Source organism: Chitinophagales bacterium (assembly GCA_020635995.1).
GTDB lineage: Bacteria > Bacteroidota > Bacteroidia > Chitinophagales > UBA8649 > JAFMKE01.
The window spans coordinates 92,860-115,428 of record JACJYS010000004.1 but is presented as its reverse complement, the minus strand read 5'-3'; the positions used below and the strand labels follow the sequence as shown (position 1 = coordinate 115,428).

General features: G+C 31.9%; 15 protein-coding genes. 3 read left to right on the top strand and 12 right to left on the bottom strand.

Annotated features, from left to right (window positions below; all coding sequences use genetic code 11):
- Positions 1-21: 21 nt before the first annotated feature.
- The 12 genes from H6578_07720 to H6578_07665 form a co-directional block, all read right to left on the bottom strand.
- Positions 22-4,704, bottom strand: coding sequence for a hypothetical protein (locus tag H6578_07720; GenBank protein ID MCB9227036.1), 4,683 nt, complete (start codon positions 4,702-4,704; stop codon positions 22-24).
- A gap of 2 nt (positions 4,705-4,706) precedes the next feature.
- Positions 4,707-5,534, bottom strand: coding sequence for a 50S ribosomal protein L11 methyltransferase (gene prmA / locus H6578_07715; GenBank protein MCB9227035.1), 828 nt, complete (start codon positions 5,532-5,534; stop codon positions 4,707-4,709).
- Positions 5,534-6,271, bottom strand: a complete 738-nt coding sequence (locus H6578_07710) for a triose-phosphate isomerase (GenBank protein MCB9227034.1) — start codon at positions 6,269-6,271, stop codon at positions 5,534-5,536. The genes prmA and H6578_07710 overlap by 1 nt, the downstream gene beginning before the upstream one ends.
- On the bottom strand, positions 6,261-7,439 hold the full coding sequence (locus tag H6578_07705; GenBank protein ID MCB9227033.1) for a GlmU family protein: 1,179 nt from the start codon (positions 7,437-7,439) through the stop codon (positions 6,261-6,263). The genes H6578_07710 and H6578_07705 overlap by 11 nt, the downstream gene beginning before the upstream one ends.
- 33 nt (positions 7,440-7,472) lie before the next feature.
- Positions 7,473-8,570 carry a lipid-A-disaccharide synthase gene (lpxB, locus tag H6578_07700; GenBank protein ID MCB9227032.1) on the bottom strand — a complete coding sequence of 366 codons (1,098 nt, stop codon included), beginning with the start codon at positions 8,568-8,570 and terminating at the stop codon, positions 7,473-7,475.
- A 1-nt stretch (position 8,571) separates the two neighbouring features.
- The gene (locus H6578_07695) at positions 8,572-8,856 is read right to left on the bottom strand and encodes a hypothetical protein (protein ID MCB9227031.1); all 285 of its coding nucleotides are present in this window, start codon (positions 8,854-8,856) and stop codon (positions 8,572-8,574) included.
- Positions 8,853-9,620 carry a 5'/3'-nucleotidase SurE gene (gene surE / locus H6578_07690; GenBank protein MCB9227030.1) on the bottom strand — a complete coding sequence of 256 codons (768 nt, stop codon included), beginning with the start codon at positions 9,618-9,620 and terminating at the stop codon, positions 8,853-8,855. Before surE ends, H6578_07695 begins: the two co-directional genes overlap by 4 nt.
- A 34-nt stretch (positions 9,621-9,654) precedes the next feature.
- Entirely contained in the window at positions 9,655-10,956 is a 1,302-nt protein-coding gene (locus H6578_07685) for an ATP-binding protein (protein ID MCB9227029.1), read from the bottom strand.
- 102 nt (positions 10,957-11,058) lie between these two features.
- Positions 11,059-15,447 (bottom strand): gliding motility-associated C-terminal domain-containing protein, encoded by a 4,389-nt coding sequence (locus tag H6578_07680; protein MCB9227028.1) that lies wholly within the window; start codon positions 15,445-15,447, stop codon positions 11,059-11,061.
- Positions 15,448-16,531: 1,084 nt separating this feature from the next.
- On the bottom strand, positions 16,532-17,377 hold the full coding sequence (locus tag H6578_07675; GenBank protein MCB9227027.1) for an SDR family oxidoreductase: 846 nt from the start codon (positions 17,375-17,377) through the stop codon (positions 16,532-16,534).
- Positions 17,374-17,775: an RNA-binding S4 domain-containing protein gene (locus tag H6578_07670; protein MCB9227026.1), complete on the bottom strand. Its 402-nt coding sequence runs from the start codon at positions 17,773-17,775 to the stop codon at positions 17,374-17,376. The genes H6578_07675 and H6578_07670 overlap by 4 nt, the downstream gene beginning before the upstream one ends.
- Positions 17,776-18,591 carry an ion transporter gene (locus H6578_07665; protein MCB9227025.1) on the bottom strand — a complete coding sequence of 272 codons (816 nt, stop codon included), beginning with the start codon at positions 18,589-18,591 and terminating at the stop codon, positions 17,776-17,778.
- A gap of 159 nt (positions 18,592-18,750) precedes the next feature.
- Here H6578_07665 and sucD point away from each other — a divergent pair, with 159 nt between their 5' ends.
- The 3 genes from sucD (at position 18,751) to H6578_07650 (ending at position 22,569) form a co-directional block, all read left to right on the top strand.
- Positions 18,751-19,629: a succinate--CoA ligase subunit alpha gene (sucD, locus tag H6578_07660; protein ID MCB9227024.1), complete on the top strand. Its 879-nt coding sequence runs from the start codon at positions 18,751-18,753 to the stop codon at positions 19,627-19,629.
- Positions 19,630-19,718: 89 nt separating this feature from the next.
- Positions 19,719-20,465 carry a 3-oxoacyl-[acyl-carrier-protein] reductase gene (fabG, locus tag H6578_07655; GenBank protein ID MCB9227023.1) on the top strand — a complete coding sequence of 249 codons (747 nt, stop codon included), beginning with the start codon at positions 19,719-19,721 and terminating at the stop codon, positions 20,463-20,465.
- A gap of 4 nt (positions 20,466-20,469) precedes the next feature.
- Complete coding sequence (locus tag H6578_07650; protein ID MCB9227022.1) at positions 20,470-22,569, top strand: hypothetical protein; 2,100 nt, start codon at positions 20,470-20,472, stop codon at positions 22,567-22,569.

Here is a 22,569-nt window from a genome sequence, read left to right as displayed (position 1 = left end):
GTAGGTTTTCTTTTTTACCTCCTACTCTTTTTTCTTTTTGCCTTTTTTTCCTCCTTCTTCATACTCTAAAACTTCTTTAGGTACTCCCCCATTATTATCTTGTTCTACATTTTCATTAGGAGTAGGTGGTACAGTTTCTTCATTAGTATTTCCATCATTTGGAGTTTCAGAAGGCGGAGTTGTTTCTACAGGTTTTTCTTTTGGTGGCTCCGGTGGTGGTAGTGTGCCTCCACTTTCCAATATTTTCATTCTTTCTATAAATGATCTTGCTTTTGCATTGCCTGTACCTATATAGGTGTACATTTTATTGTTTTCGCCTTTTATGGTTCTTTGCTCCGTTTTTAAGGCATTTATCATGGTAACTAAATCATCAAAAGAAGAAGAAACTTCGGCTACACTAACCGTAAACGTTATATATATATTATCATTAAATGATGTTTTTAAGTAAATATTTATAAAATCAGAACCCAATCTATGACCAAATTCTAAATATCCATTTATCATTTTATGCACACCTCTATCGCCTACAAATGCCAATCCAAATTTTCCTTTAGAACGGAACAACCGCTCAGTTTGGCTATAGTATAAATCAACATCCGTAAAAACAATAGTTTCTTTTAATGATTTAGGTTTTTCAAATATTCCTTTATCATAAACTTCTTGTTGCATCTTTTTGAATGATTTATCGTCTAATAATTCAGCCCACTGTTTTTGTATTTCTGCGGTGCTATAATCTACATCATTCATGTCAAAATTATCTTCAAAAAGATAATATCCCATTTTTTCAAGTACTGTTTTATCAAAACCCAAAGGCAAAGCAATAGTAGCATTTAAAGTATAATCACTTTTATCTAAACTTGAATTTACTTTTCCAGAAGCTCTACTGCTAAAAGCATTCATATCTAATCCTAAATCTAAAGAACCTTCGGCTTCTACTGCATTATCTGTAGGCGAAAATTTTAAGGTATTTCCTTTTACTACCTCTGTGGCGTTAAGTACATCTTTATCTCCAAATGTATATACATTGTTTTTATCATCATGAATTACTATTCCTTTAGTTTCAATTAAAGGCTTATCTAATGGTCCTACTTGACTATTTAAGATATTAGTATAAAGTGGTTCTATTCCCGATTTATTTATAAAAATACCTGTTCTAACCAGTTTTCCCGATGGATCTTTTGCTCCCTCAACTGTCAATCCTAAATTTTCGGCATTTACTTCTCCTTTAACTGAAAAGAAGTTTGTAGGAACATAAATATTTTTAAAATCAATTTTTGCAAATCCGTCTGTTTTTAAACTTTCATTTGAAGAAATCATATCTATTTTGCCATAATACTCGGTGTTAGGATAAACTATAAAATTTTCGCTTTTGTCTATAACTCCGGCACCGTGCAAAGCATAAAATTCTTTAGTGTCCTTTTTCTTTTCAGAAGAATCTAATTTTACAACTTCTATATTATTCATTCTAATACTTTGCTCTGGCGTATTTTTAGTATTGTACATATAATTTCCACTTCCCGAAACTTTGTTTTTACCAAATATTTCAATGTCAACATTTTTAATAATGTGCTTTTTACTTTCGGCACTGGCTTCTATTGTAGCATTGGTTAACGGTTGCATTTTAGCTTCCGGCAAAACCGATACTTTACCATCTCCCGGAATCACTCTACTGTCTGCCACTAATATTTCAGTAACGCCCGTAGCGTCTATTACAGAAGATTCTAAACTATACGTAGCTTTAGTGGTTAAAAACATTAAAGTGTCTTGCTCAGGTCGGAGTGAAATAAACGGTGCAGGAGGTGCTCCTTCCGGCACTGAAAATTCTAATATTTTTTTGTCTATATCCCAAAAGAACTCATCTATAGTAGTTACATATTCGTTGTAATTAAATTCTGTTCTATTATCATTAGTATTAGACTTAAACTCTCCCGTATTTTCTTCAAAATTTACATAAGCACTAACATTAGGTGTATTAAAAGTTACTTTATCTCCTTCTATAGATTTTATTTGAAGGCTTGCCGTATCGGCATTTAATTCTTTAGATTTCAGTTTAAAATTGCTTGAAATAAGCTCTGCTTCATCCCAATCTGCTATACCTGACCCGGAAACGCCTCTGTTTGTCAACTCAATAGCTCCATCTAATTTAACTTTTTCATCGTACATTTTAAACGGTTGGTCATCAACACTATATGCTATCATGTGGTCTTGATACGGAGTCCACTTTACATTATTTCCATAGCTGTTTATTTCTGGAGATTCATAAGCTCCACTTGACTCTTTAAGTTTAAAATCTTGGGCAACAGCTTTCATAGAATCGGGATAAAAATAAATTTTATCAGAAAAGAAATTTGCCGTTTGATAACTTATATCTCCTTTACCTTCTAATCCTGAATTTGTCAATTTAATATCGCTTACAAACTTACCCTTACCTTTATATAAAGCAAATCCTTCATCGGGAGATGTTAATTCAAAACCAAGAGATAAATCTGGTTGAACAGAAAGAGGCTGTTTTATTGGTTCAAGAATATCGGAAGAGTAAAAAGTACCTCCAAATTTTATCATAGGAATACTTAAATACATTAAAGAATCCATTTTAAAAGGATTTATTTCATAATAGAATTTATCTTTTTTGTATGTGCCGTCCATTATGTCTTTACTTTCATAATAAACCTTTGCCGGTTCAAAAGATTCAAACATTGGAAACTGTGGCAACTCAGAAACACCCGATTTATTAATAGGCAAATTAATAGTAAATTTTCCTTTTAAATCTTGCAATACAGAATTAATAGGACGCAATATTGGTTTCCCTTCTGCATCTAATTTATCGCCATCCGGTATGTTTAATATTAAGGTATCAACAGTAGGTAAATCAACTGTAAAATCAGTATAATTGAAATGATTATCTCTACCAAAAGCGTCCATTCTACCACAAAACATCAAACCGTCAAATAGCATATTTCTGTTTTTTTCTATCACTACTTTTTGGCTGTCGGGAAAGAAAAAAGTTGATGTTGCCAAGCTTATTGGTACAGATTTCACACCACTTAATGCTAAACTTTTATCTTTTAAATCTATTGTAGCATTGTAATCTTTTGAATTAGAGCGTATAGTGATGTTATCAAAATCTTTTTTCTCTGCGTTAGAAAGTACATAATGCTCTACTTTAGGCTCTACATGTATTATTTCTTTTTTCTCATCAAAAGTTATAAATCCTTCTTGTACTAAACTAAATAATAATGGTTTTATTTGCTGTACAGTTAAATTAGGTGCAATTTCTTTGGCAAATAAATCGGCATGAACCTCATTATCAAAACCTTGTGCTGCTTTAACTCTAAGTATTGACAATGGGTCGTAATTTACATTCCCCCTTAAATCTCGCATTTTTTCTTTACTAAAATATTCTTTAGATTCTATTGTTGCTGTTTTTATTCCGGAAGTAGTAATGGTTCTTAAATCCATTTTATCTGTACCTAAATTCCAAGTAATTACATCTACATCAAAATCTACATTATGATAAGAATCTAAAAAACTTGACTGAGCCAAGCTACCATCTCCTTTTGTAAGTTTTACTTCATTTTTAGCTAAACTATAAGTAAAATCTATGCTTGGGTGATAAATGCTATCTGTACCAAAAAACATAGATATTTTGGCATTTTTACTACTAATTTTTTCGGGTAAATCCATAGTAATAGAAGAAGTATAGGCTGTAAGTATTTTCTCTTTGGAGTTGGGCTTAGTTATAACCAATTCCGATAACTCATCATCGCTTTTTGTCATTATTTTAGAACCGGCTAAAGTAAAACTACCGTAGTATGTAACATTATCTGAAATACGCTGAGGAGGAACATTTTCTCTTGTAGCTGTAAATCTTGGAAATCGGGCTGTTTCTGTTGTAGTAGCTGCTACTACTTTGTCTTCTAACCTGCCTACTATTACTTTGTCAAAATAATTTTTGTAAGTAAAATTGGCTTCAGGAACTGTAAATTCCTGCGTACTCATATCTATTTCGTATTTACCAAAAGTGGCAAAAACGTCTGAAGCCGGCAATCCCGATTTTTCCCATGTTACTTTTCCGCTATTTCCTGTCCATTTATTGCTTAACACATCATATACGCCCGATGTGTTATAAACAGTGAGTGTATCTCCATTGGTAGCCCCTTTTAATGTTGATGGGTTCACATTTACTACCGGTTTCCCTTCTAAATAGGCTAATTTATAATTGTTATTGTCTAAATACCAAGTTTTCCCCTTACTATAAAACAAAGCATTACTTTTATATAATTGTATAGCAAAATCAAGAAAATCTAAGCTGGTTTTGGTATCTCCACTTTTTGAGTTTTTCATTACTAAACTCATCGTATTTTGAAAATCACTCCATTCTCCCGAACTTAATTCCGCATCGTTTAATTGTAAATAACCTATTATTATTTGTTGTAACTGGGGATAGGCTTTCCCTCTCATTTTAAGCATGGTATTGCTTGAATTAATTATATTTTTCAATACCGCATCACTTACTTTACCGGAACTTACTTTATTATTAAAATCTGTAAATAAATCTTTTAAATCTGACCGTTTTGTAGCGGAAAACATATCGTCAAGACCTTTTAAAAATTCTGTTTTAGTATTAGGTAAGGTATCTATATTTTGAGATTTAGCAAAGCTAATAAATATTAAACCAACAATTAACAGTTTAAATAATTTCATATTCATTTGTTTTTATAATGTAGAGCAATCCAATTATTTTGCTCCGTTTTTTTAATTAATTTCAAGTTTTGAGCCAACTTTTCTATTTCTTCCGATTGGTCTTTTAAAATTCCACTAAATAAAATATCGCCTCCAACTAATAATAACGACACTAAATTATTAAAATTTTGCTTAATGATATTGGTGGTAACATTAGCTAATATAACTTGGTATTTTTTAGGAGTGGGCAACACCTTAAAATCTCCACACAAAGGCTTGATATTCTTACAATTATTGAGCTCAAAATTTTCTTTCATATTTTCAAAAGCATCTTCTTCTATATCGTTAGCCACTATATTTTTAGCTCCCATTTTAGATGCTAACAAACTTAAAATTCCTGTTCCCGCTCCAAAATCTAACACATTTTTTTCTTTAAAATCAATATCTAACATTAGTTTTAGCATCATTTCTGTAGTGGCGTGATGCCCCGTGCCAAATGCCATTTTGGGTTCTATAAGTAGCTCAAATTTTGCGTTTGTAGCATCATGAAAAGGGGCTCGAACTACACATTTATCGCTTATTTTTATGGGTTTAAAACTTTTTTCCCACTCTTCGTTCCAATTTTTATTTTCTAAATCTTTAACCAAAAATTGAATATCCTTAAAACTTTCAAGCTGTTGCAATATTTCTTTTACTTCATTTTCCGAATAATCTTCTTTTAAAATATAAGCATCTAAAGTATTGTCATCTATTTCTTCAAATGAATTGTAATTTAACTGACTTAGCAAAGCAATTAAAATGTCATTTTGTTGTTGGGTTTCTTTAAAAGTAACTACTTTATAATCTTGCATTAGGCATTTATTATTTGTGTAAAATCAACTGCTTTTAAGGATGCTCCGCCCACTAAAGCTCCATCTATATCTTTTTCTTTAAACAAAGCTGAAGCATTGCTTGGTTTAACACTACCTCCATATAGTATTTTGCATTTTTCAGACAATGCGTTATTGTATAATTTTGTTAATAAATTACGCACAAAAGCGTGCACTTCTTGTGCTTGTGCAGGCGTGGCTGTTTCTCCTGTACCTATTGCCCAAATGGGTTCATAAGCTAAAACACACTGTTTAAATTCTTCTGCTGAAATATTTAATAAAGCTTCTTTTATTTGTTTTTCTATAAAAGGCAAATGTTTGTTTTCTTTTCTTAAAGTTAAAGATTCGCCAAAGCAAATTATTGGCGTTATGCCACTTTCTAAGGCTCTTTTTACTTTCGTATTTACCACTTCGTTTGTTTCATTATGGTATTCTCGCCTTTCGGAATGCCCTACTATAACATAAGCTACGCTTAAGCTTTTAAGCATAACATTTGATATTTCGCCTGTATAAGCACCATTGCTATGTGCCGAAATATTTTGAGCTCCTATTTTTATGTTAGCCTTTTTAATTTTTGAAAGCTCACTAATGTGCGTAAATGGAACACAAACTACAGTTTGCTGCTCATCAAGTTCTTTATTTAAGTTATTGATAAGTGCAATAGCTTCATCTATTGTGGTATTCATTTTCCAATTACCTACTACTAATTTATTTCTCATTTTCTCTTTGTTCAAATATATGCTTTAATATTTCTTTATCTTGCTCTGTTAAATTTATATTGCGTCTTTCCATTACTTTTTCAGCTACTTCATAAGCTTTTTCTAATTTATACGAGCTAAAACCCTCTGCTCCGCCCCAACTAAACGATGGAATAAATTTACTGGGAAAACCACCACCAAAAATATTAGCAAAAACGCCCACTACTGTTCCTGTATTAAACATGGTATTAATGCCACATTTGCTATGGTCGCCCATTATTAAGCCCAAAAATTGCAAGCTAGAATCTACCATATCTTTTTTAAAATAATTGTAAACTCTAACATTGCCATAGTTGTTTTTCAAATTAGAATTATTAGTGTCCGCTCCCAAATTGCACCACTCGCCTATTACAGAATTTCCTAAAAATCCATCATGTCCTTTATTTGAATAGCCTTGAATTACAGAATTATTTACTTCTCCGCCCACTTTACTATGAGGCCCCACCGTTGTAGCTCCATATATTTTAGTGCTTAATTTTAAAGCTGCTCCTTGGCATAAAGCTAAACCGCCTCTTACAACACTTCCTTCCATTATTTCGGTATTTTTGCCCACGTAAATTGGTCCACTTTTGGTATTTAAAACTGCTACTTCAACTATTGCTCCTTCTTCCAGAAAAATCTGTTTAGTATCTCCAATTACAATATTTGTAGAACTTAACTTTTGAGAAGTTCTATTGGCTGTAATTCTTTCAAAATCTGCTTTTAAAACTTTATCGTTTAGTTTAAAAATATCCCAAGGAAAATTTATTTTAGTTACTTCTTCAGAATAGTGAACATCTTTTTCTAAGCTTTTTTGGTTAAAATCAATTTTTGAAGCTATTTGAACACCGTCTTTATATAAAGTTTCTCCTACTTGAAGTACTTTTATTTTTTCTACTAAAAGTTTATTGGGAATAACACTTGAATTAACATAAATATTTATGTTTTCATTGTTAAAATCACTATCAAAAGATTGGAGATGTGGCACACAAGTTTTTATACTAACATTTTCTTTCAATAAAAATTCCCATTTTTCTTTAATGGTATCAATGCCAATTCTTAATGACGAAACGGGCTTGGATAAAGTAAGTGGATTAAGATTAGCCCAATCTTTATATATATCGTTTAGGATATAGTTTTCAACTCTCATTTTGTAAAAATAAGTAAAGTTGTTGAATTTGTATTATTTAGAATTTATAAGACTCAATATTTCTGTTGCAGCTACTGTAGAAGCTCCTTTATTTCCTAATTTTTGCCTCAATAACTGAAATTTAGCTATCATTTGTTCTCTTTTAGGATTTGAAAGTATGTTTTTTAACTCTTTCTCTATATTTTCTTTGTTTAAATCATTTTGAATTAACTCTGTAACTACCTGCTCGTTAAAAATTAGGTTTACCAACGAAATAAACTTAATTTTCACTAACATTCTACCAATATAATAAGATAAAAAATTTCCTTTGTAGCCTACAAACAATGGCACGCCAAACAAGGCTGTTTCAAGTGTGGCTGTACCACTTGCCACTATGGCAGCATGGCTTTGTTGCAATATTCCGTAAGTATTGTTTTTAACTACTATTACATTCTTATTACCTATTAAATTAGTATAAACTTCATCTTCAATATGCGATAAACCAGCTACAACAAATTGGTACGCTTTAAATTGATTTACTACACTTAAAAATTCAGGTAAAATCTTTTCTATTTCCTGCTTTCTACTTCCGGGCAAAAGAGCAATAATTGGCTTTTCCTTTTGAATATTTAAAGGATATTTTCTATCCGAAATTTCATCTAACAAAGGATGCCCCACATAAACAACATTATAATTCCACTTTTTGTAAAAATCTTTTTCAAAAGGCAAAATAACCAGCATTTTATCTATGTATTGCTTTATTTTTTTTACCCTATTTTCTTTCCACGCCCACACTTGCGGAGATATGTAATAGACTGTTTTTATTCCTATTTCTTTTACAAACTTGGCTATTCTTAAATTAAAACCAGGGTAATCAATAAAAATAACAACATCCGGCTGATAGTTTTGTATATCTTCTTTGCACTGCTTTATAAATTTAAAAATGGTTCGGAGATGTTTTAGCACCTCTACAAAACCCATAAATGCGGTGTTTTTGTAGTGTTCTACCTGTGTAGCATTGGGTATTTGAGCCATTTTATCGCCACCCCAAAAACGAAATTCGGCAGTAGTATCTTGTTGCTTAATAGCAAGCATTAAATTAGCTCCGTGCATATCGCCACTGGCTTCGCCTGCTATTAAGTAGTATTTCATTTTATAAAAACTTATTAATAATAAATAAGAATGACGCTATTACGGTAATAATTAAAACGCCTCTTTGCATGTATTCTTTTTTAAGATACCAAAATAAGCCGTACCATATTATATTACCAAAAAAACCGAAGCCTAAAAGGACAATATAAAATTGTTTAAAACTTGAAAAATCAGTTAATATATAGGGATATTTTATTTTAGCTACAGCATAAGCAATTATAAGCATAGAAACTATAGTTACAGCCATGCCAATAAAAATATCTCTTACCATGTTGTCATTGTTCATATATCCCAGTTTTCATTTATAAAATTAATACCGTGATGTGCTGTTAAATCAAACTGCACAGGCACTACAGAAACGTAACCATGCTGTAAAGCCCATTCGTCTGTATCTTGACCTCTGTCTTTGTTTACGAATTTTCCTGTTAGCCAATAATAATCTCTCCCGTGAGGGTCTTGACGTTTATCAAATTCTTCTTCCCACTTGGCGTATGCTTGTCGGCATACTTTTATGCCATTTATTTTTGTTCCTTTAGGAACGTTTACATTTAATAAAGTATTGTGAGCCAAACCTTTACTTAATATTTGAGGTATAATTTTTCTTGCGGCATCTTGTGCCGCAGAAAAATCTGCTTCGTAAGCAAAATCGCATAAAGAAAAGCCTACAGAAGGAATATCTTCTAAAGCGGCTTCTACGGCTGCCGACATGGTGCCGGAATAAATTATATTTATAGATGAATTGCTTCCGTGATTAATACCAGAAACACATAAATCGGGTTTTCTGTTTAGTACTTTATCTACAGCTATTTTAACACAATCTACCGGAGTGCCGGAACATTCATAAGATTCTATTCCCTCAAAAACTTGAGAAGGATGCATACGCAATGGCTTGTTTAATGTAACAGCATGCCCCATGCCACTCTGTGGGCTATCGGGAGCTACCACTACTACTGTTCCAAACTCTTTGGCTACTTCAACCAACGCTCTTATGCCCGGTGCAGTAATTCCATCATCATTAGTTACTAAAATTAAAGGTTTTTTATTTTCCATAAAGCAAAAATAAGGGAATATTGCTTTTTTAACCTTAATCTAAAATATTTGTTAGCAAAAATTTAATTATAGGCATTATAGTTATTTTAAATTGACCTTCCTCTATTATTCTTTCAGTATCGTTTAAAGTTATTATTATACCTTCTTTTTTATCTAATTTTTTAGCTGTATATATTAAACTCTTCACTTCTCTATTTAAAGTATCTGTATCTTCAGTATTGTAGCAAACTTGTATTAAGTGTTTTACTTTTTCTTTTTCAAATATTACAAAATCGCACTCTTTTCCGTTTTTGTAGTAAAACAGTTCATTTTTATACATCCTTCTGAGATGTAAGTAAACTAAATTTTCTAACAACATACCGTAATCTTTAGAAAACTTAAAAGTTAAAGCGTTCATTAATCCATTATCTATAAAGTAGTTTTTTTTGTCTGCACTTTCTCTTTTTATTAATGAATAATCAAATTTTTGAAGAGCAAAATTCAAATAAACTGCTTCTGAATATTCTAAAAAATCGTACAAAGTGTTTTTAGAAACTTTATATCCACCCGATTTTAACTCATTATATATTTTGTGTACAGATGTGGGTTTTCCTACATTTACTAAAACCCTATTTAAGAAATATTTAAGCGTAGTAGGATTGCTAACTTCATAGCGTTCTATAATGTCTTTATACAACATTACGTAAAAATATTCTTGCAGTGTTTTCTGTTTAACATCATCAGATAAATTGATTAATTCCGGAAATCCACCTTCTTTTAAGTATTTTTGAAACAGTCTGTTTATTTCGCTTTTTTGTTTTGTACCAACATAATTAGTTGACATCTTATTAAATCTCAAATATTCAGAAAATGACAAGGGGAATATTTCATAATTTATGTTTCGCCCTCTTAAACTTGTAGCTATATCGCTACTCAACATTGAAGAATTTGAGCCTGTTATAAATATGTTTTTACTTACAGAATCATCTACTCTTCTTATAAACTTTTGCCAGTCTTTTACATTTTGTATTTCATCAAAAAAGAAATAACATTCTTTTAAATTGATATTTGGGTGCAATTCGGTATAAGCTTGAAGTATTAAATCTAAATCGGCAGTTTCCCAATCTATTCTTTCATCTTCAAAATTTATATGCAATATATTCTGCTTTTCTACGCCTTCTTCTAATAGTTTTTTTATAGTATGAAATAAAACGTGCGTTTTACCACACCGCCTAACACCCGTAAGACTTATTATTTTATTAGTTTTTATAGGCAAAATAATATCTCTTGCGTATATATGGCTATAATCTTCTTCTTGATTATCTACTATAATATCCTTTACTATACCTTTTCTCATATAGCAAATGTATGAATTTTCCTTTAAAAAAGGAAATATTTTATATAAATTTTCCTTACAAAAGGGAAAATAATTATTTTTTTATCCCTTTAAAAGAGAAAATCATCTAATTAGAGTGGTATTTCCATTTAAAGATTCAGTATTAGTTTTGTCTGTAAACTTATATTCTAAATGCCAAGTATAAATACCTATTTCGGCATCTTTACCTCTGTAAGTTCCGTCCCAGCCAATAGTGAAATCATTAGTATAAAATACTTTTTCGCCATATCTGTTATAAATAGAAAATTCAAAGAAATCAATATCACAATTATAAATAGCTTTTAACACATCATTTACGCCCGAATTATTAGGAGAAAATCCTGTAGGCATAAATACAGCACAATCAGCCAAACAATCTTTAATTTCTACATAAATTTTATCAGAATTAGGACAATTATTAGCATCTGTAAATTCAACTGTATATACGCCTGTTTCTGTTGGCGTAAAAGTTTGACCATAATCTCCATTGCTCCATACGGCTGAGCCACTAACATAAGAAACTGTAATTGGATTAATTTCGTGAGTACAAATTGTAGTATCATTTTGAGTATTATCTAACACAACAGCTTGAGTTATAATTGCACTTACTGAATTAAAATTTAAAGTTTCTCCGCATTGGGTAGTCATTACTACATTAAAAACTGAGCCCGAAATATCAGTATCATAATTTGAAATAATAAGCGTATCATTGTTTGCTCCTGTTATTTGTGTAGTAGTTCCATTTAAACTTCCATTATTCAAATTAACAAAACCATTTCCTTCGTCTATTTGCCATTGATATGCTGTAACATTATTTGCTTCTACAAAAACTATAAAAGAAAACCCTCCACACTGTTCTATATTTTCAGACTGACTTAAAACGGTAGCTTCTTCATATAAATCCACACTTATATTTTGACTATATAAAGTATCACAATTATTATACACCACTACATTATATAAATTTCCTGTAATTACATTATTTAAAGTTAAACTTGACGTTGTTTGTCCTGCCATATCCAATCCATTTTCTTGCCATTGATATTGAATATTAGCACCTGTAGCCACTACAAATAAAGTAGCATTTTCTCCTTCACAAACTTCCACATCAGTACTTTGATTAGTTATACTTAAAGGCAATTCTTCTACTAAATTAAAGGTCATAATAGAATCACAACCTAATGAAGTAACAACTGTATCATTATAAACACCGGAGTTAAATACTATTCTTCCACTTGGCAAAACATAACTTTCTCCATTACAAAAAGTTCTATAAATAGTGGTAGCATTTATTTTGGGCAAATAATTTAGATTTATGGTAATAAAACTATCACAGAATGCAACATTCGGAATAGTATCAAAATAAATTCCTTCTCCTACTACAACTGTACCGCTTGGCAAAGTATAGCTTTCATTAATTGAGCAAATGGTATCTGTATAACTTGAAGAGCTTGTTTGCAATACCGTTAAATTAGTAGTAATAATGCTATCGCAAGAAGTGGCAACGGAAATAGTATCATTATATGCTCCCGTTGTGTTAACTATTATTCCACTTGGTAAAGTGTAATTTTCATTAGAGCAAATGGTAGCAAAAATGGTATCAAAATTTAAAGGCGACAAAGAAATATTATAAGTAACAAAAGAATCGCAAACCATACCATTTATTGTGTCGGTTACGTTTCCGTTGGTTATTAACTCTTGCCCATTAGGAGAAATAAAGGTATCTCCTGTACAAATATTTTGGTACAGTGTATCAAAATGCGGATTAGACACCGTTAAATTAATATAATGCAAACTATCGCAACCTTGAGTAGTAGCATTAGTAAATGTATCTATATACATTCCTGCGGTATTAACATAAGTTCCATTTTGCAATAATAAACTGTCATTACTACAAATATTTATAGTAGATGTAGTATTTGAAATTGGCAATAAGGAAACATTATAGCTGACAAAAGAATCGCACTGAGCAGTATTAAAAGTATCGGTTACAAAACCATTATTCCATATTGCATTTCCATTAGGAGAAATAAAGGTATCTCCACTGCATATATTTTGAAGTACTGTATCATAAACTAAAGGTATTATGCTCAAATTTACATAATGAAAACTATCGCAATTTTGAGCTGTGGCATTTAAAAAAGTATCTACATACATACCTTGATTATAAACAAAAGTTCCATTGTTCATTTGGAAGCTATCGTTAGCACATATTTGTTCAGAACTTGTACTGGAAACAATAGGTAAGGCTGTAACATTATAAGTAATTATAGAATCGCACAAACCATTAGCAATAGTGTCATTATAAACACCAGTATTATGAACAACAGTACCATTGTTTAACACTAAAGAATCATTATAACAAAGCACCACGTTTTGGTTGTAAGTTTGCGTATTATTTACGGTAAGTGTATATTGATTAGTATTTGAAGAACCACAATTATTACTTACTACGCATCTAAAAATATAACCATCAAAAGTTTGAGGAATATTATTTAGGTGTAAAGAATCTGTATTTACACCAGCATAATTTGTATTGTTTGTTAAATTTATAAATCCGCTACCTTCATCTACTTGCCATTGATAAGAATTTGCATTTATGGCATTTATGGCAAAAGAAGTTGAATTTCCTGCACATACGGTTTCATCTGTAGCTTGCTGAGTTATTTGTACGGTATCACTTAAAAATATTTGAACTGTAGTGCTTGTTACATGAGTACATGTATGATTTACACCATAAATACGAACTCTATATAAAATACCCAAATCAGAACTCTGGATATTATTTATAGTTAAAGTATCATTATGAACGCCAGAAAATTTTACACCATCTACTAAATTAGCATAAGAACCACTTTGATTATTTTGCCATTGAAAAGAATCTATATTATTGCCTTGAATAAAAAATTGAGCATTATCTCCAATACAAACCGAATCATTTATAGGTTGAATACTAATTTGTGGTGCTGGAGAAACATTTAAACGAAAAACATTAGAAACTGCCATCCCACAGTCTGTAGTAATTTGCACCCGATAATTATCTGTATTAATACTGGGGTGCGTTATACTACTTGAAAAGCCTAAAAAGTTTCCTGTAGTATTAGAATATCCTAAAGAATCTCCCAAATTTTGCCATACGCCTGTAGTATCTACCTGCCATTGGTAAGTTATGTTAGAACCTGTTAAATTACTAATAGATACAAATACCCCTTGTCCTTCGCAAGCATTAGTTAATGGATTAACGGAAACAGAAGGTGCATCAAAAACCGATAGGATAATTTCTTCGCTAACAGCACTGCTACCGCAATTATTGAATAATAAAGCTCGGTATATGTAGCCATCAAAAGCCTGTGAAATGTTTTGGAAGACCAAAGTATCATTATGCACATTTTGATAATTGGCATTATTAACTAAATCTATAAAACCACTGCCTTCATCTACTTGCCATTGTACACTATCTACCTGCCCTGTATAGTTGGCGACTAAAATGGTATCTGTTCCAGAGCAAACTTTAATAGTATCTAACATGGCTGTGGCAACTATTGGCTGATTATCTATAATTAATTCGGCAGAATTAGAATTAACAGAAGTACAAGAATTTGATGCAATAACTCTGTACAAATTCCCATTAAAACCGGTAGTAACATTATTTACGGTTAAAGAATCATTAGTAACTCCCGTATATGTGGCATTATTACTTAAATTATTCCAATTAGTACCATCAAACAATTGCCATTGGTATGCATCGGCATTTGTGGCACTTACATAAAATAAAGCATTAGAACTGGCACAAGTAGTATAATTTAAAGGTTGAATACTTATAGTTGGGCTTGCACCTATACTTAATGTAGCCACAGTAGAATAAACGCTATCGCAAGAATTATAAACCATTAATCTGTATTGATGCGTGCTCATTGAACTTACTACAGTTCTAATACTCAAATTTTGAGAAGTGGTATTTACAAAAGTTGCATTATTGCTTAAATATTCCCATGTACCGCTACTATCTACTTGCCACACATAACTTTGTCCACTTGTAGGGTTAGTAGAAAAAGTAAAATAAACAGAATCGCCTACACAAGTATTTATAGGCGTATTTAATGTACCTCCTGCAATAACCGTTCCTGTAGAAAAAATACTATTTGAGAAAGGGATAGAATAGTTAAATGATGTTGTTCCATTTGTTCCGTCAACACCTTTATATGGTGCTAAACGTAAATCTCCTTCTCTGTCATAGCTATTTCCTGCTATTCCTCCACTCACGTTTGCAGAAACAGTACCAAGAAAACTTGCTCCACTATAAGAAATTAGACCTCCGCCTCCTCCTCCGCCTGAGCCTCCTGTAGCATTAGAAGAACCTGATGTTTTTCTTGAATCGTTACCTCTTCCTCCATTAACATTTATAGTAACATTATCAATATTATTTGCTTCTAATAAAATAGAACCTCCTCCTCCTCCTCCAGATGTTCCCATTGTTCCTGCTCCCGATGCACTTAAATCTACACCATCTATTCCTTGGGCTGTAATAGAATTGGCATTGCCTACAATTTGATTAGCTTTTATATAAATAATTCCTCCGCCAGCAAGTCCTAAACAATACGGTGTGTTCCAATACTGATTGCCATTTCCATTATTTCCTGCTCCACTTCCTCCACCTAAAAATACTTTATTAGTAAAAGACAATCCTATCGCTCCTAATCCTGCTACAACACTAGCATTACAAGAACATCCGAAAGTAGTTGGACAACTTTTTTCATTACAACCACCTCCGTAGCCTCCATTACCAATATTGGCCCCACCTCCTCCGCCTCCCGCTTCAATTCCACCACCACCACCACCATTAGCATTTTTACCTTTACCTCTTTGATAGTTAGCATTAAGTACAGATATGCCTTCTCCTTTATCTACAGCATAAACAGACGTATTATTATAAAAATAATTTACCCCTACACATCCATCTGTTCCAAGAAAACCGCAACTTTGACTTACTCCCACAGTTGGTGCGGGAATAATTCCGCCCCCTCTAAACCCTAAACCACTAACATTAATATTGCTTGACATAGTTACATCTCCACTACAAGAAAATGCTAATACGCCTCCTTTGTTTCCATTCCATGCCATAGCCGTAAGCACTCCATTTACATTTACATTTCCTATATAATGAGGTATATTAACTATTTGCACTTTTCCTGCAACATCATAAGTGTTTAACAATTCAAATCCTAAAGTAAAAACATTGCCGCTAATGGCACTTATATAGTTTTTCTCATAGTTTCCGGCATTACCTATATTTGTTACATCTCCAAAAGTAGCAGAGTTACTCACATCAATAGTAGCTCCTTGCATTTGTATAATTAAAACCGTATCGCCTATACTAAACCCTGTTGCATCATCTACTGTAATATTATTACTAACACAACTTTGTATATCTATATTTGTAACTGCTGCATAGCTGTTAATTGTACCACTTATATTGGTTTGGGCACATAATGAATTTATTACAAATAACGCAAGTACTAAAAATCTCTTCATTAAAAATTTGTTATACACACTTTTATTAAAAACTCCATTCTAAACCACTCATCTTTTCACTCCACTCCCATAATTGTTGCTGTAATTGCTTATTTCTTGAAAGTTCAGAACCTTTATATGCTTTCTTTTTATCAAAATACATACCACTAATGTCAGCTACTTTTTTATTGCTTGCCAAATAAATAGATGTTTCGGCTCCTTTATCGGTATTAATGCCAAAAGCGGCAAATAAACTCCAAGCCATTCCAAAAAAGGTGTTTCCTGCTTTATTGCCTATTTGAGTTTTTACCACTCCCGGATGCAAACAATTAACGGTTATATTATCGTCTTTCAATTTTTCGGCTAAATATTTTGTAAACAACACATTAGCCAATTTGGAATTTTCATATTGATTATAAATAAAATATCCTTTTTCTGCGTTTATTGTTTCAAAATTCATTTTACTACCAAAATGAGCTTTAGATGCCACGTTTACTATTCTTGAATTAGGCGTATTTTTTAATAGTGGCAACAAATAATAAGCCATAGCAAAATAACCAAAATGATTTACTGCCATTGTTTTTTCTATGCCGTCTTCGCTTAGCTCAAATTTGGCAAAAGTTGCTCCTGCATTATTTAATAAAACATCTAATGAATTATATTTTGCTTTAAAATCATTACAAGCCGTTTTTATTGATTGTAATGAAGAAAAATCTATTTGAAAAATATCTATTTCTTTATTGCCTGTTAACTTAATTAATTCTTTTTTTGCTTCTTCTGCTTTGTCTATATTTCTACAAAACATAGAAACTTTAAAGCCTTTTTCAAGCAATCCTTTTGCGGTAGCAAAGCCAATTCCTGCATTTGCTCCGGTTATTATAGTGTGTTTCATTCTATATCTTCTAAATTATCAATGTCTTTAAATTTATCTATCTCTCTCCTATCCTTTTTTGTAGGTCGCCCTGTGCCTTTATCTCTGTATGCATTGGGTAGCAAAAAAGCCGATTTCATTTTATGAACCATTAACGCTTCTGGTGGAGTATGGTCGGTATAACACTCTTGAGCTATAGCCGCTCCCACTCTTTTATTTATTAATTTTACTACTTCTATTTCTCTATTTATATGATTAACTCTTACTGTAAGTTTATCGCCCTCTTGAATTTTTGAAGAAGCTTTTAATTTATCATTTCCTTGCTTTACATGCCCTGCTTCGCAAGCTTTGCTTGATGCTGTTCTTGTTTTATAAAGCCTAATTGCCCACAAATATTTATCTACACGCAATTTTTCCATTTAATCTAATTTATAACCACAATTATAACAAAATGTAGCATCCCTTTTGTGATCTTCTTTTTGGCAATGGTGGCATACTTGCGTTGACAATTCTTCTTTTCTACTTTCTTTAACCATTTCGCTCCCCACTATTCCTGTGGGTATAGCTATAATGGCATAACCAATTATCATTAATACCGAAGCAAAAAACTGTCCCAATGGTGTAATAGGAGCAATATCGCCATAGCCAACGGTAGTAACGGTAACTATAGCCCAATAAATACTAACAGGTATATTGTCAAAACCGCTACCATTTTTTCCTTCTATAACATACATTAATGCTCCCACTATAAAAACAATAATACATACCGTCATTAAAAAGACAATAATTTTGCTTCTACTCTGTTTTAAAGCACCTAATAGTGTATCGTTAGCATTAATAAACTGCCCCATTTTAAGCACACGAAATACCCTTAACAGCCTTAACGAACGGATAATAGACATGGCTCTGGTATTAGGATAAAATATACCAAAATAAGTAGGGAATATAGACATTAAATCTACCAAACCATAAAAGCTAAAAATGTAAGAAATAGGTTTTTTAGAACTATACACCCTTAATATATATTCTATTGTAAAAACAATAGTTAAAACCCACTCTAAGCTAATTAAATAATCACCATAATTTAACTTAATACTCGCTACTGTTTCTAACATAGTAGCTACAATACTTATAATAATAAGTATTAATAAAACAATATCAAAGTTTTTACCTGCTTTGGTATCTGCCTCAAAAATTATTTCATGTATTCTTGCTTTTAACTTTGTATAAGCCATGATACACAAATTTAGTTTATTTTTAGTTATTGCCTATATCTTTATAAGTAAATAGGTTTTTTAATACTCAAAAAATCTTATTCACATTAATTAAACTACTTTCTCTTAGTATTAAACCATTTTTTCCTTATTTTCGCACCAAAATAATAAAACAAAATTATGTCAGTATTAGTAAATAAAGATTCAAAAATTATAGTTCAAGGTTTTACAGGAAAAGAAGGAACTTTTCATGCCAGCCAAATGATAGAATATGGAACCAAGGTAGTTGGTGGTGTTACTCCGGGAAAAGGTGGTCAAGAGCATTTAGGCTTGCCTGTATTTAACACTGTGGCAGATGCTGTTAATAAAACAGGAGCAGATGTTTCTATAATTTTTGTTCCACCTGCTTTTGCTGCCGATGCTATTATGGAAGCTGCCGATGCCGATATTAAAGTAATTATAACTATTACCGAAGGTATTCCGGTGCAAGATATGACAAAAGTTAAAGCTTTTATCAGCAATAAAGATGTACGTATGGTAGGTCCTAACTGCCCGGGTGTTATTACTGCCGATGAAGCTAAAGTGGGGATTATGCCAGGTTTTGTTTTCAAAAAAGGAAGTATAGGTATAGTTTCTAAATCGGGTACATTGACTTATGAAGCTGCCGACCAAGTGGTAAAAGCCGGTTTAGGTATTACTACGGCTATAGGCATTGGTGGCGACCCAATTATAGGTACAACTACTAAAGAAGCTGTAGAGCTTTTAATGAACGACCCGGAAACTAAAGGCATAGTAATGATAGGCGAAATAGGCGGAACTTTAGAAGCCGATGCCGCTCATTGGATAAAAGAAAATGGCACTAAACCTGTTGTAGGTTTTATAGCGGGGCAAACAGCTCCGGAAGGAAGAACAATGGGACACGCTGGTGCTATTGTAGGCGGAAAAGACGATACTGCAGCTGCTAAAATGAAAATAATGGCAGAATGTGGTATTCACGTAGTAGAATCTCCAGCTAATATTGGAGAAACAATGGCAGAAGTATTGGGTGTAAAAGCGTAATCTGTTTACAATAAAAATAAGGTTTATAAAGGAAAATAAGCTTTTACCTTTAAGCTAATAGCTAGAGGCTAAAAGCCAAAAGCATTAGAATGAAATTACTAGAAAATAAAGTTGCCTTAGTAACTGGTGCATCAAGAGGTATAGGAAACGCAATAGCTAAAGTTTTTGCCCAAAATGGTGCTAATATTGCTTTTACCTATCATTCTTCTGAGCAAAAAGCTAAGACATTAGAAAATGAATTGTCTAAACTGGGCGTAAAAGTTAAAGGTTATAAATCTAATGCCGCTTCTTACAATGATGCTCAAGAACTGAGCAAGCAAGTAAATGAAGATTTTGGCAGTATAGATGTTTTGGTAAACAATGCAGGCATTACAAAAGATAATTTGTTACTTAGAATAAATGAAGAAGATTGGGACAGCGTTTTGGAAACCAACTTAAAATCTATTTTTAATTTAACAAAACCTGTTTCCTATATAATGCTAAAACAACGCAAAGGAAGTATCATTAATCTCACTTCTATTGTGGGCATGAAAGGGCAAGCGGGACAAAGCAACTATTCGGCATCTAAAGCGGGAATTATTGGTTTTACCAAATCTGTAGCAGATGAACTGGGCTCAAGAAATATACGGACCAATGCCATAGCTCCGGGTTTTATTCAAACCGATATGACAGATGAACTACCCGAAGATGTAAAAAAAGGTTATTTGGCAGGTATTCCTCAAAAAAGATTAGGCACTGCCGAAGAAGTAGCCAATACGGCTCTATTTCTTGCTTCTGATTTAAGTAGTTATGTAAATGGACAAGTAATTAGCGTTTGCGGAGGATTGAATAGGTAATTTTATGCAATTGATATTTCAATATCCTATTTGGTTTATACTTTTTTGCCTTTTACTTGGAGGCATTTATGCGTCTTTGTTGTATGTTAAAAATAATGTTTTTACGCTTGAAACCAAACACACCAATAAAATAATTTTTGGATTGGCGTTATTGCGTTTTCTTAGTGCTAGCACTATTGCTTTTCTATTGCTTTCGCCTTTTATAAAGAAAAAACAAGTTGACAAAATTCAGCCGGTATTAGTATTAGCTCACGATAATAGCGAATCTATAAAACTAAACTGGAACAAAGAAGATTCTGCTAATTATATAAATAAACTCAACAGCGTTTTAACCGATTTATCTAAAGATTTTGAAATACAATATTTTGCATTTGATGAAGAAATAAAAGCCGTTGACACTTTAGATTTTAAAGGCAAAGCCAGCGATTTAAGCAACGCTTTAGAACAAATAAACGGTACTTTTTACAATCAAAATGTGGGAGCAGTAATTTTTGCTTCTGACGGTATTTACAACAAAGGAAATAATCCTTACTACACCTCATTTGATTTTCCTTTATACACCATTGCTTTAGGAGATACTAATATTCAAACCGATGCCAAAATAATGTTTGTAAGAAACAATAAACTGGCATATTTAGATGATAAATTAGAAATAGAAATAGGCTTGCAAGCCAATCATTTAGCCAATAAAAACTATGCCGTTAGTATTTCTAAAATTGGCAAAAATTCGGCTCAAAAATTAGACAATAAAACTTTACAAATTAAAAACGATTTTGACGAGCAAGAAACAAGTTTTATTATAAATGCATCATCAGTAGGTATTCATAAATATAGAGTTAGCTTACAAGAGTTTGAAAATGAGATAACTACAAAAAATAACTACTACGATTTCTACATAGAAGTAATTGACAACAGACAAAAAATCCTTTTAGTTGCCAACGCTCCCCATCCCGATATTGCGGCTATAAAAAGTGTAGTGGAAAAAAATAAAAATTATGAGCTTGATATTCAGTACATTAACAAATTTTCGGCAAATTTAGACCCTTACAGTTTAGTAATTGTGCATCAGCTTCCAGCTAAAGCTAACAGAGGAAATAGTGTGTTTAATGCTATACAAAAAACCAATATTCCCGTGTGGTATATTACCGGAGCTTCTTCTAATTATAATGAGCTAAATACCATTCAAAACGCTTGTAATATCACTGTAAAAAGTAACAGTAATAACGATGCTTCGCCTGCTTTTAATACCAATTTTTCTTCTTTCAATTTAAGCGAAAGCACCATAAATGCATTTAAAGATTTTCCACCATTACAAACACCTTTTGGTAGTTATCAAATAGCTAATAATACTTCAGTTTGTTTATTGCAAAAAATAGGAACAGTAGTTAGCGACTACCCTATTTTGGCTTTTCAAGACAACTTAAATAAAAGAAATGCCATACTTATAGGCGATGGCTTATGGCGATGGAAAATGTATGATTACTACGAAAACGGTACTACTGACGCTTTTGATGAAATTATAGAAAAAACTATAAATTATTTAGCCCTAAAAGGCGATAAACGCAAGTTTAGAATAAACACCAATAAAAATAATTTTTATGAAGGCGAAAAAGTAATTTTTGAAGCGGAACTGTACAATGACAATTACGAATTAATAAACACACCAGAAGTAAATATTCTTATAAAAAATGACGAAGGCAACGAATTTCCTTTTGCCATGACTAAAACAGCCAAAGCCTATCTTTACGAAACAGAAAGTTTGCCCATAGGAAACTATAACTATACGGCTTCCACTACTTTTAATGGTAAAAAATTAACCGCAAGTGGAGCTTTTAGTATAGAAGCATTGCAACTTGAAGCAACCCAAACACAGGCTAATCATACACTTTTGCAACAATTAGCAAACAAAACTAACGGAAAATATTATTTAGCTAAAAATGTGGAAAATGTAAAAAATGACATCTTAAATAATGAGAATATTAAACCATTACTTTATGAAAGTTCTAAAACCATGCCTATAATTAATTTATATGGTTTGTTTTTTGCTATAATATTTTTATTAGCTTTAGAGTGGTTTATAAGAAAATGGCTGGGAGGATATTAG

Excerpts from the sequence above, each read along its gene's own strand:
- H6578_07720 (MCB9227036.1), bottom strand. The coding sequence starts at position 4,704 with ATGAAATTATTTAAACTGTTAATTGTTGGTTTAATATTTATTAGCTTT.
- prmA (MCB9227035.1), bottom strand. The coding sequence starts at position 5,534 with ATGCAAGATTATAAAGTAGTTACTTTTAAAGAAACCCAACAACAAAAT.
- H6578_07710 (MCB9227034.1), bottom strand. The coding sequence starts at position 6,271 with ATGAGAAATAAATTAGTAGTAGGTAATTGGAAAATGAATACCACAATA.
- H6578_07705 (MCB9227033.1), bottom strand. The coding sequence starts at position 7,439 with ATGAGAGTTGAAAACTATATCCTAAACGATATATATAAAGATTGGGCT.
- lpxB (MCB9227032.1), bottom strand. The coding sequence starts at position 8,570 with ATGAAATACTACTTAATAGCAGGCGAAGCCAGTGGCGATATGCACGGA.
- H6578_07695 (MCB9227031.1), bottom strand. The coding sequence starts at position 8,856 with ATGAACAATGACAACATGGTAAGAGATATTTTTATTGGCATGGCTGTA.
- surE (MCB9227030.1), bottom strand. The coding sequence starts at position 9,620 with ATGGAAAATAAAAAACCTTTAATTTTAGTAACTAATGATGATGGAATT.
- H6578_07685 (MCB9227029.1), bottom strand. The coding sequence starts at position 10,956 with ATGAGAAAAGGTATAGTAAAGGATATTATAGTAGATAATCAAGAAGAA.
- H6578_07680 (MCB9227028.1), bottom strand. The coding sequence starts at position 15,447 with ATGGGAACATCTGGAGGAGGAGGAGGAGGTTCTATTTTATTAGAAGCA.
- H6578_07675 (MCB9227027.1), bottom strand. The coding sequence starts at position 17,377 with ATGAAACACACTATAATAACCGGAGCAAATGCAGGAATTGGCTTTGCT.
- H6578_07670 (MCB9227026.1), bottom strand. The coding sequence starts at position 17,775 with ATGGAAAAATTGCGTGTAGATAAATATTTGTGGGCAATTAGGCTTTAT.
- H6578_07665 (MCB9227025.1), bottom strand. The coding sequence starts at position 18,591 with ATGGCTTATACAAAGTTAAAAGCAAGAATACATGAAATAATTTTTGAG.
- sucD (MCB9227024.1), top strand. The coding sequence starts at position 18,751 with ATGTCAGTATTAGTAAATAAAGATTCAAAAATTATAGTTCAAGGTTTT.
- fabG (MCB9227023.1), top strand. The coding sequence starts at position 19,719 with ATGAAATTACTAGAAAATAAAGTTGCCTTAGTAACTGGTGCATCAAGA.
- H6578_07650 (MCB9227022.1), top strand. The coding sequence starts at position 20,470 with ATGCAATTGATATTTCAATATCCTATTTGGTTTATACTTTTTTGCCTT.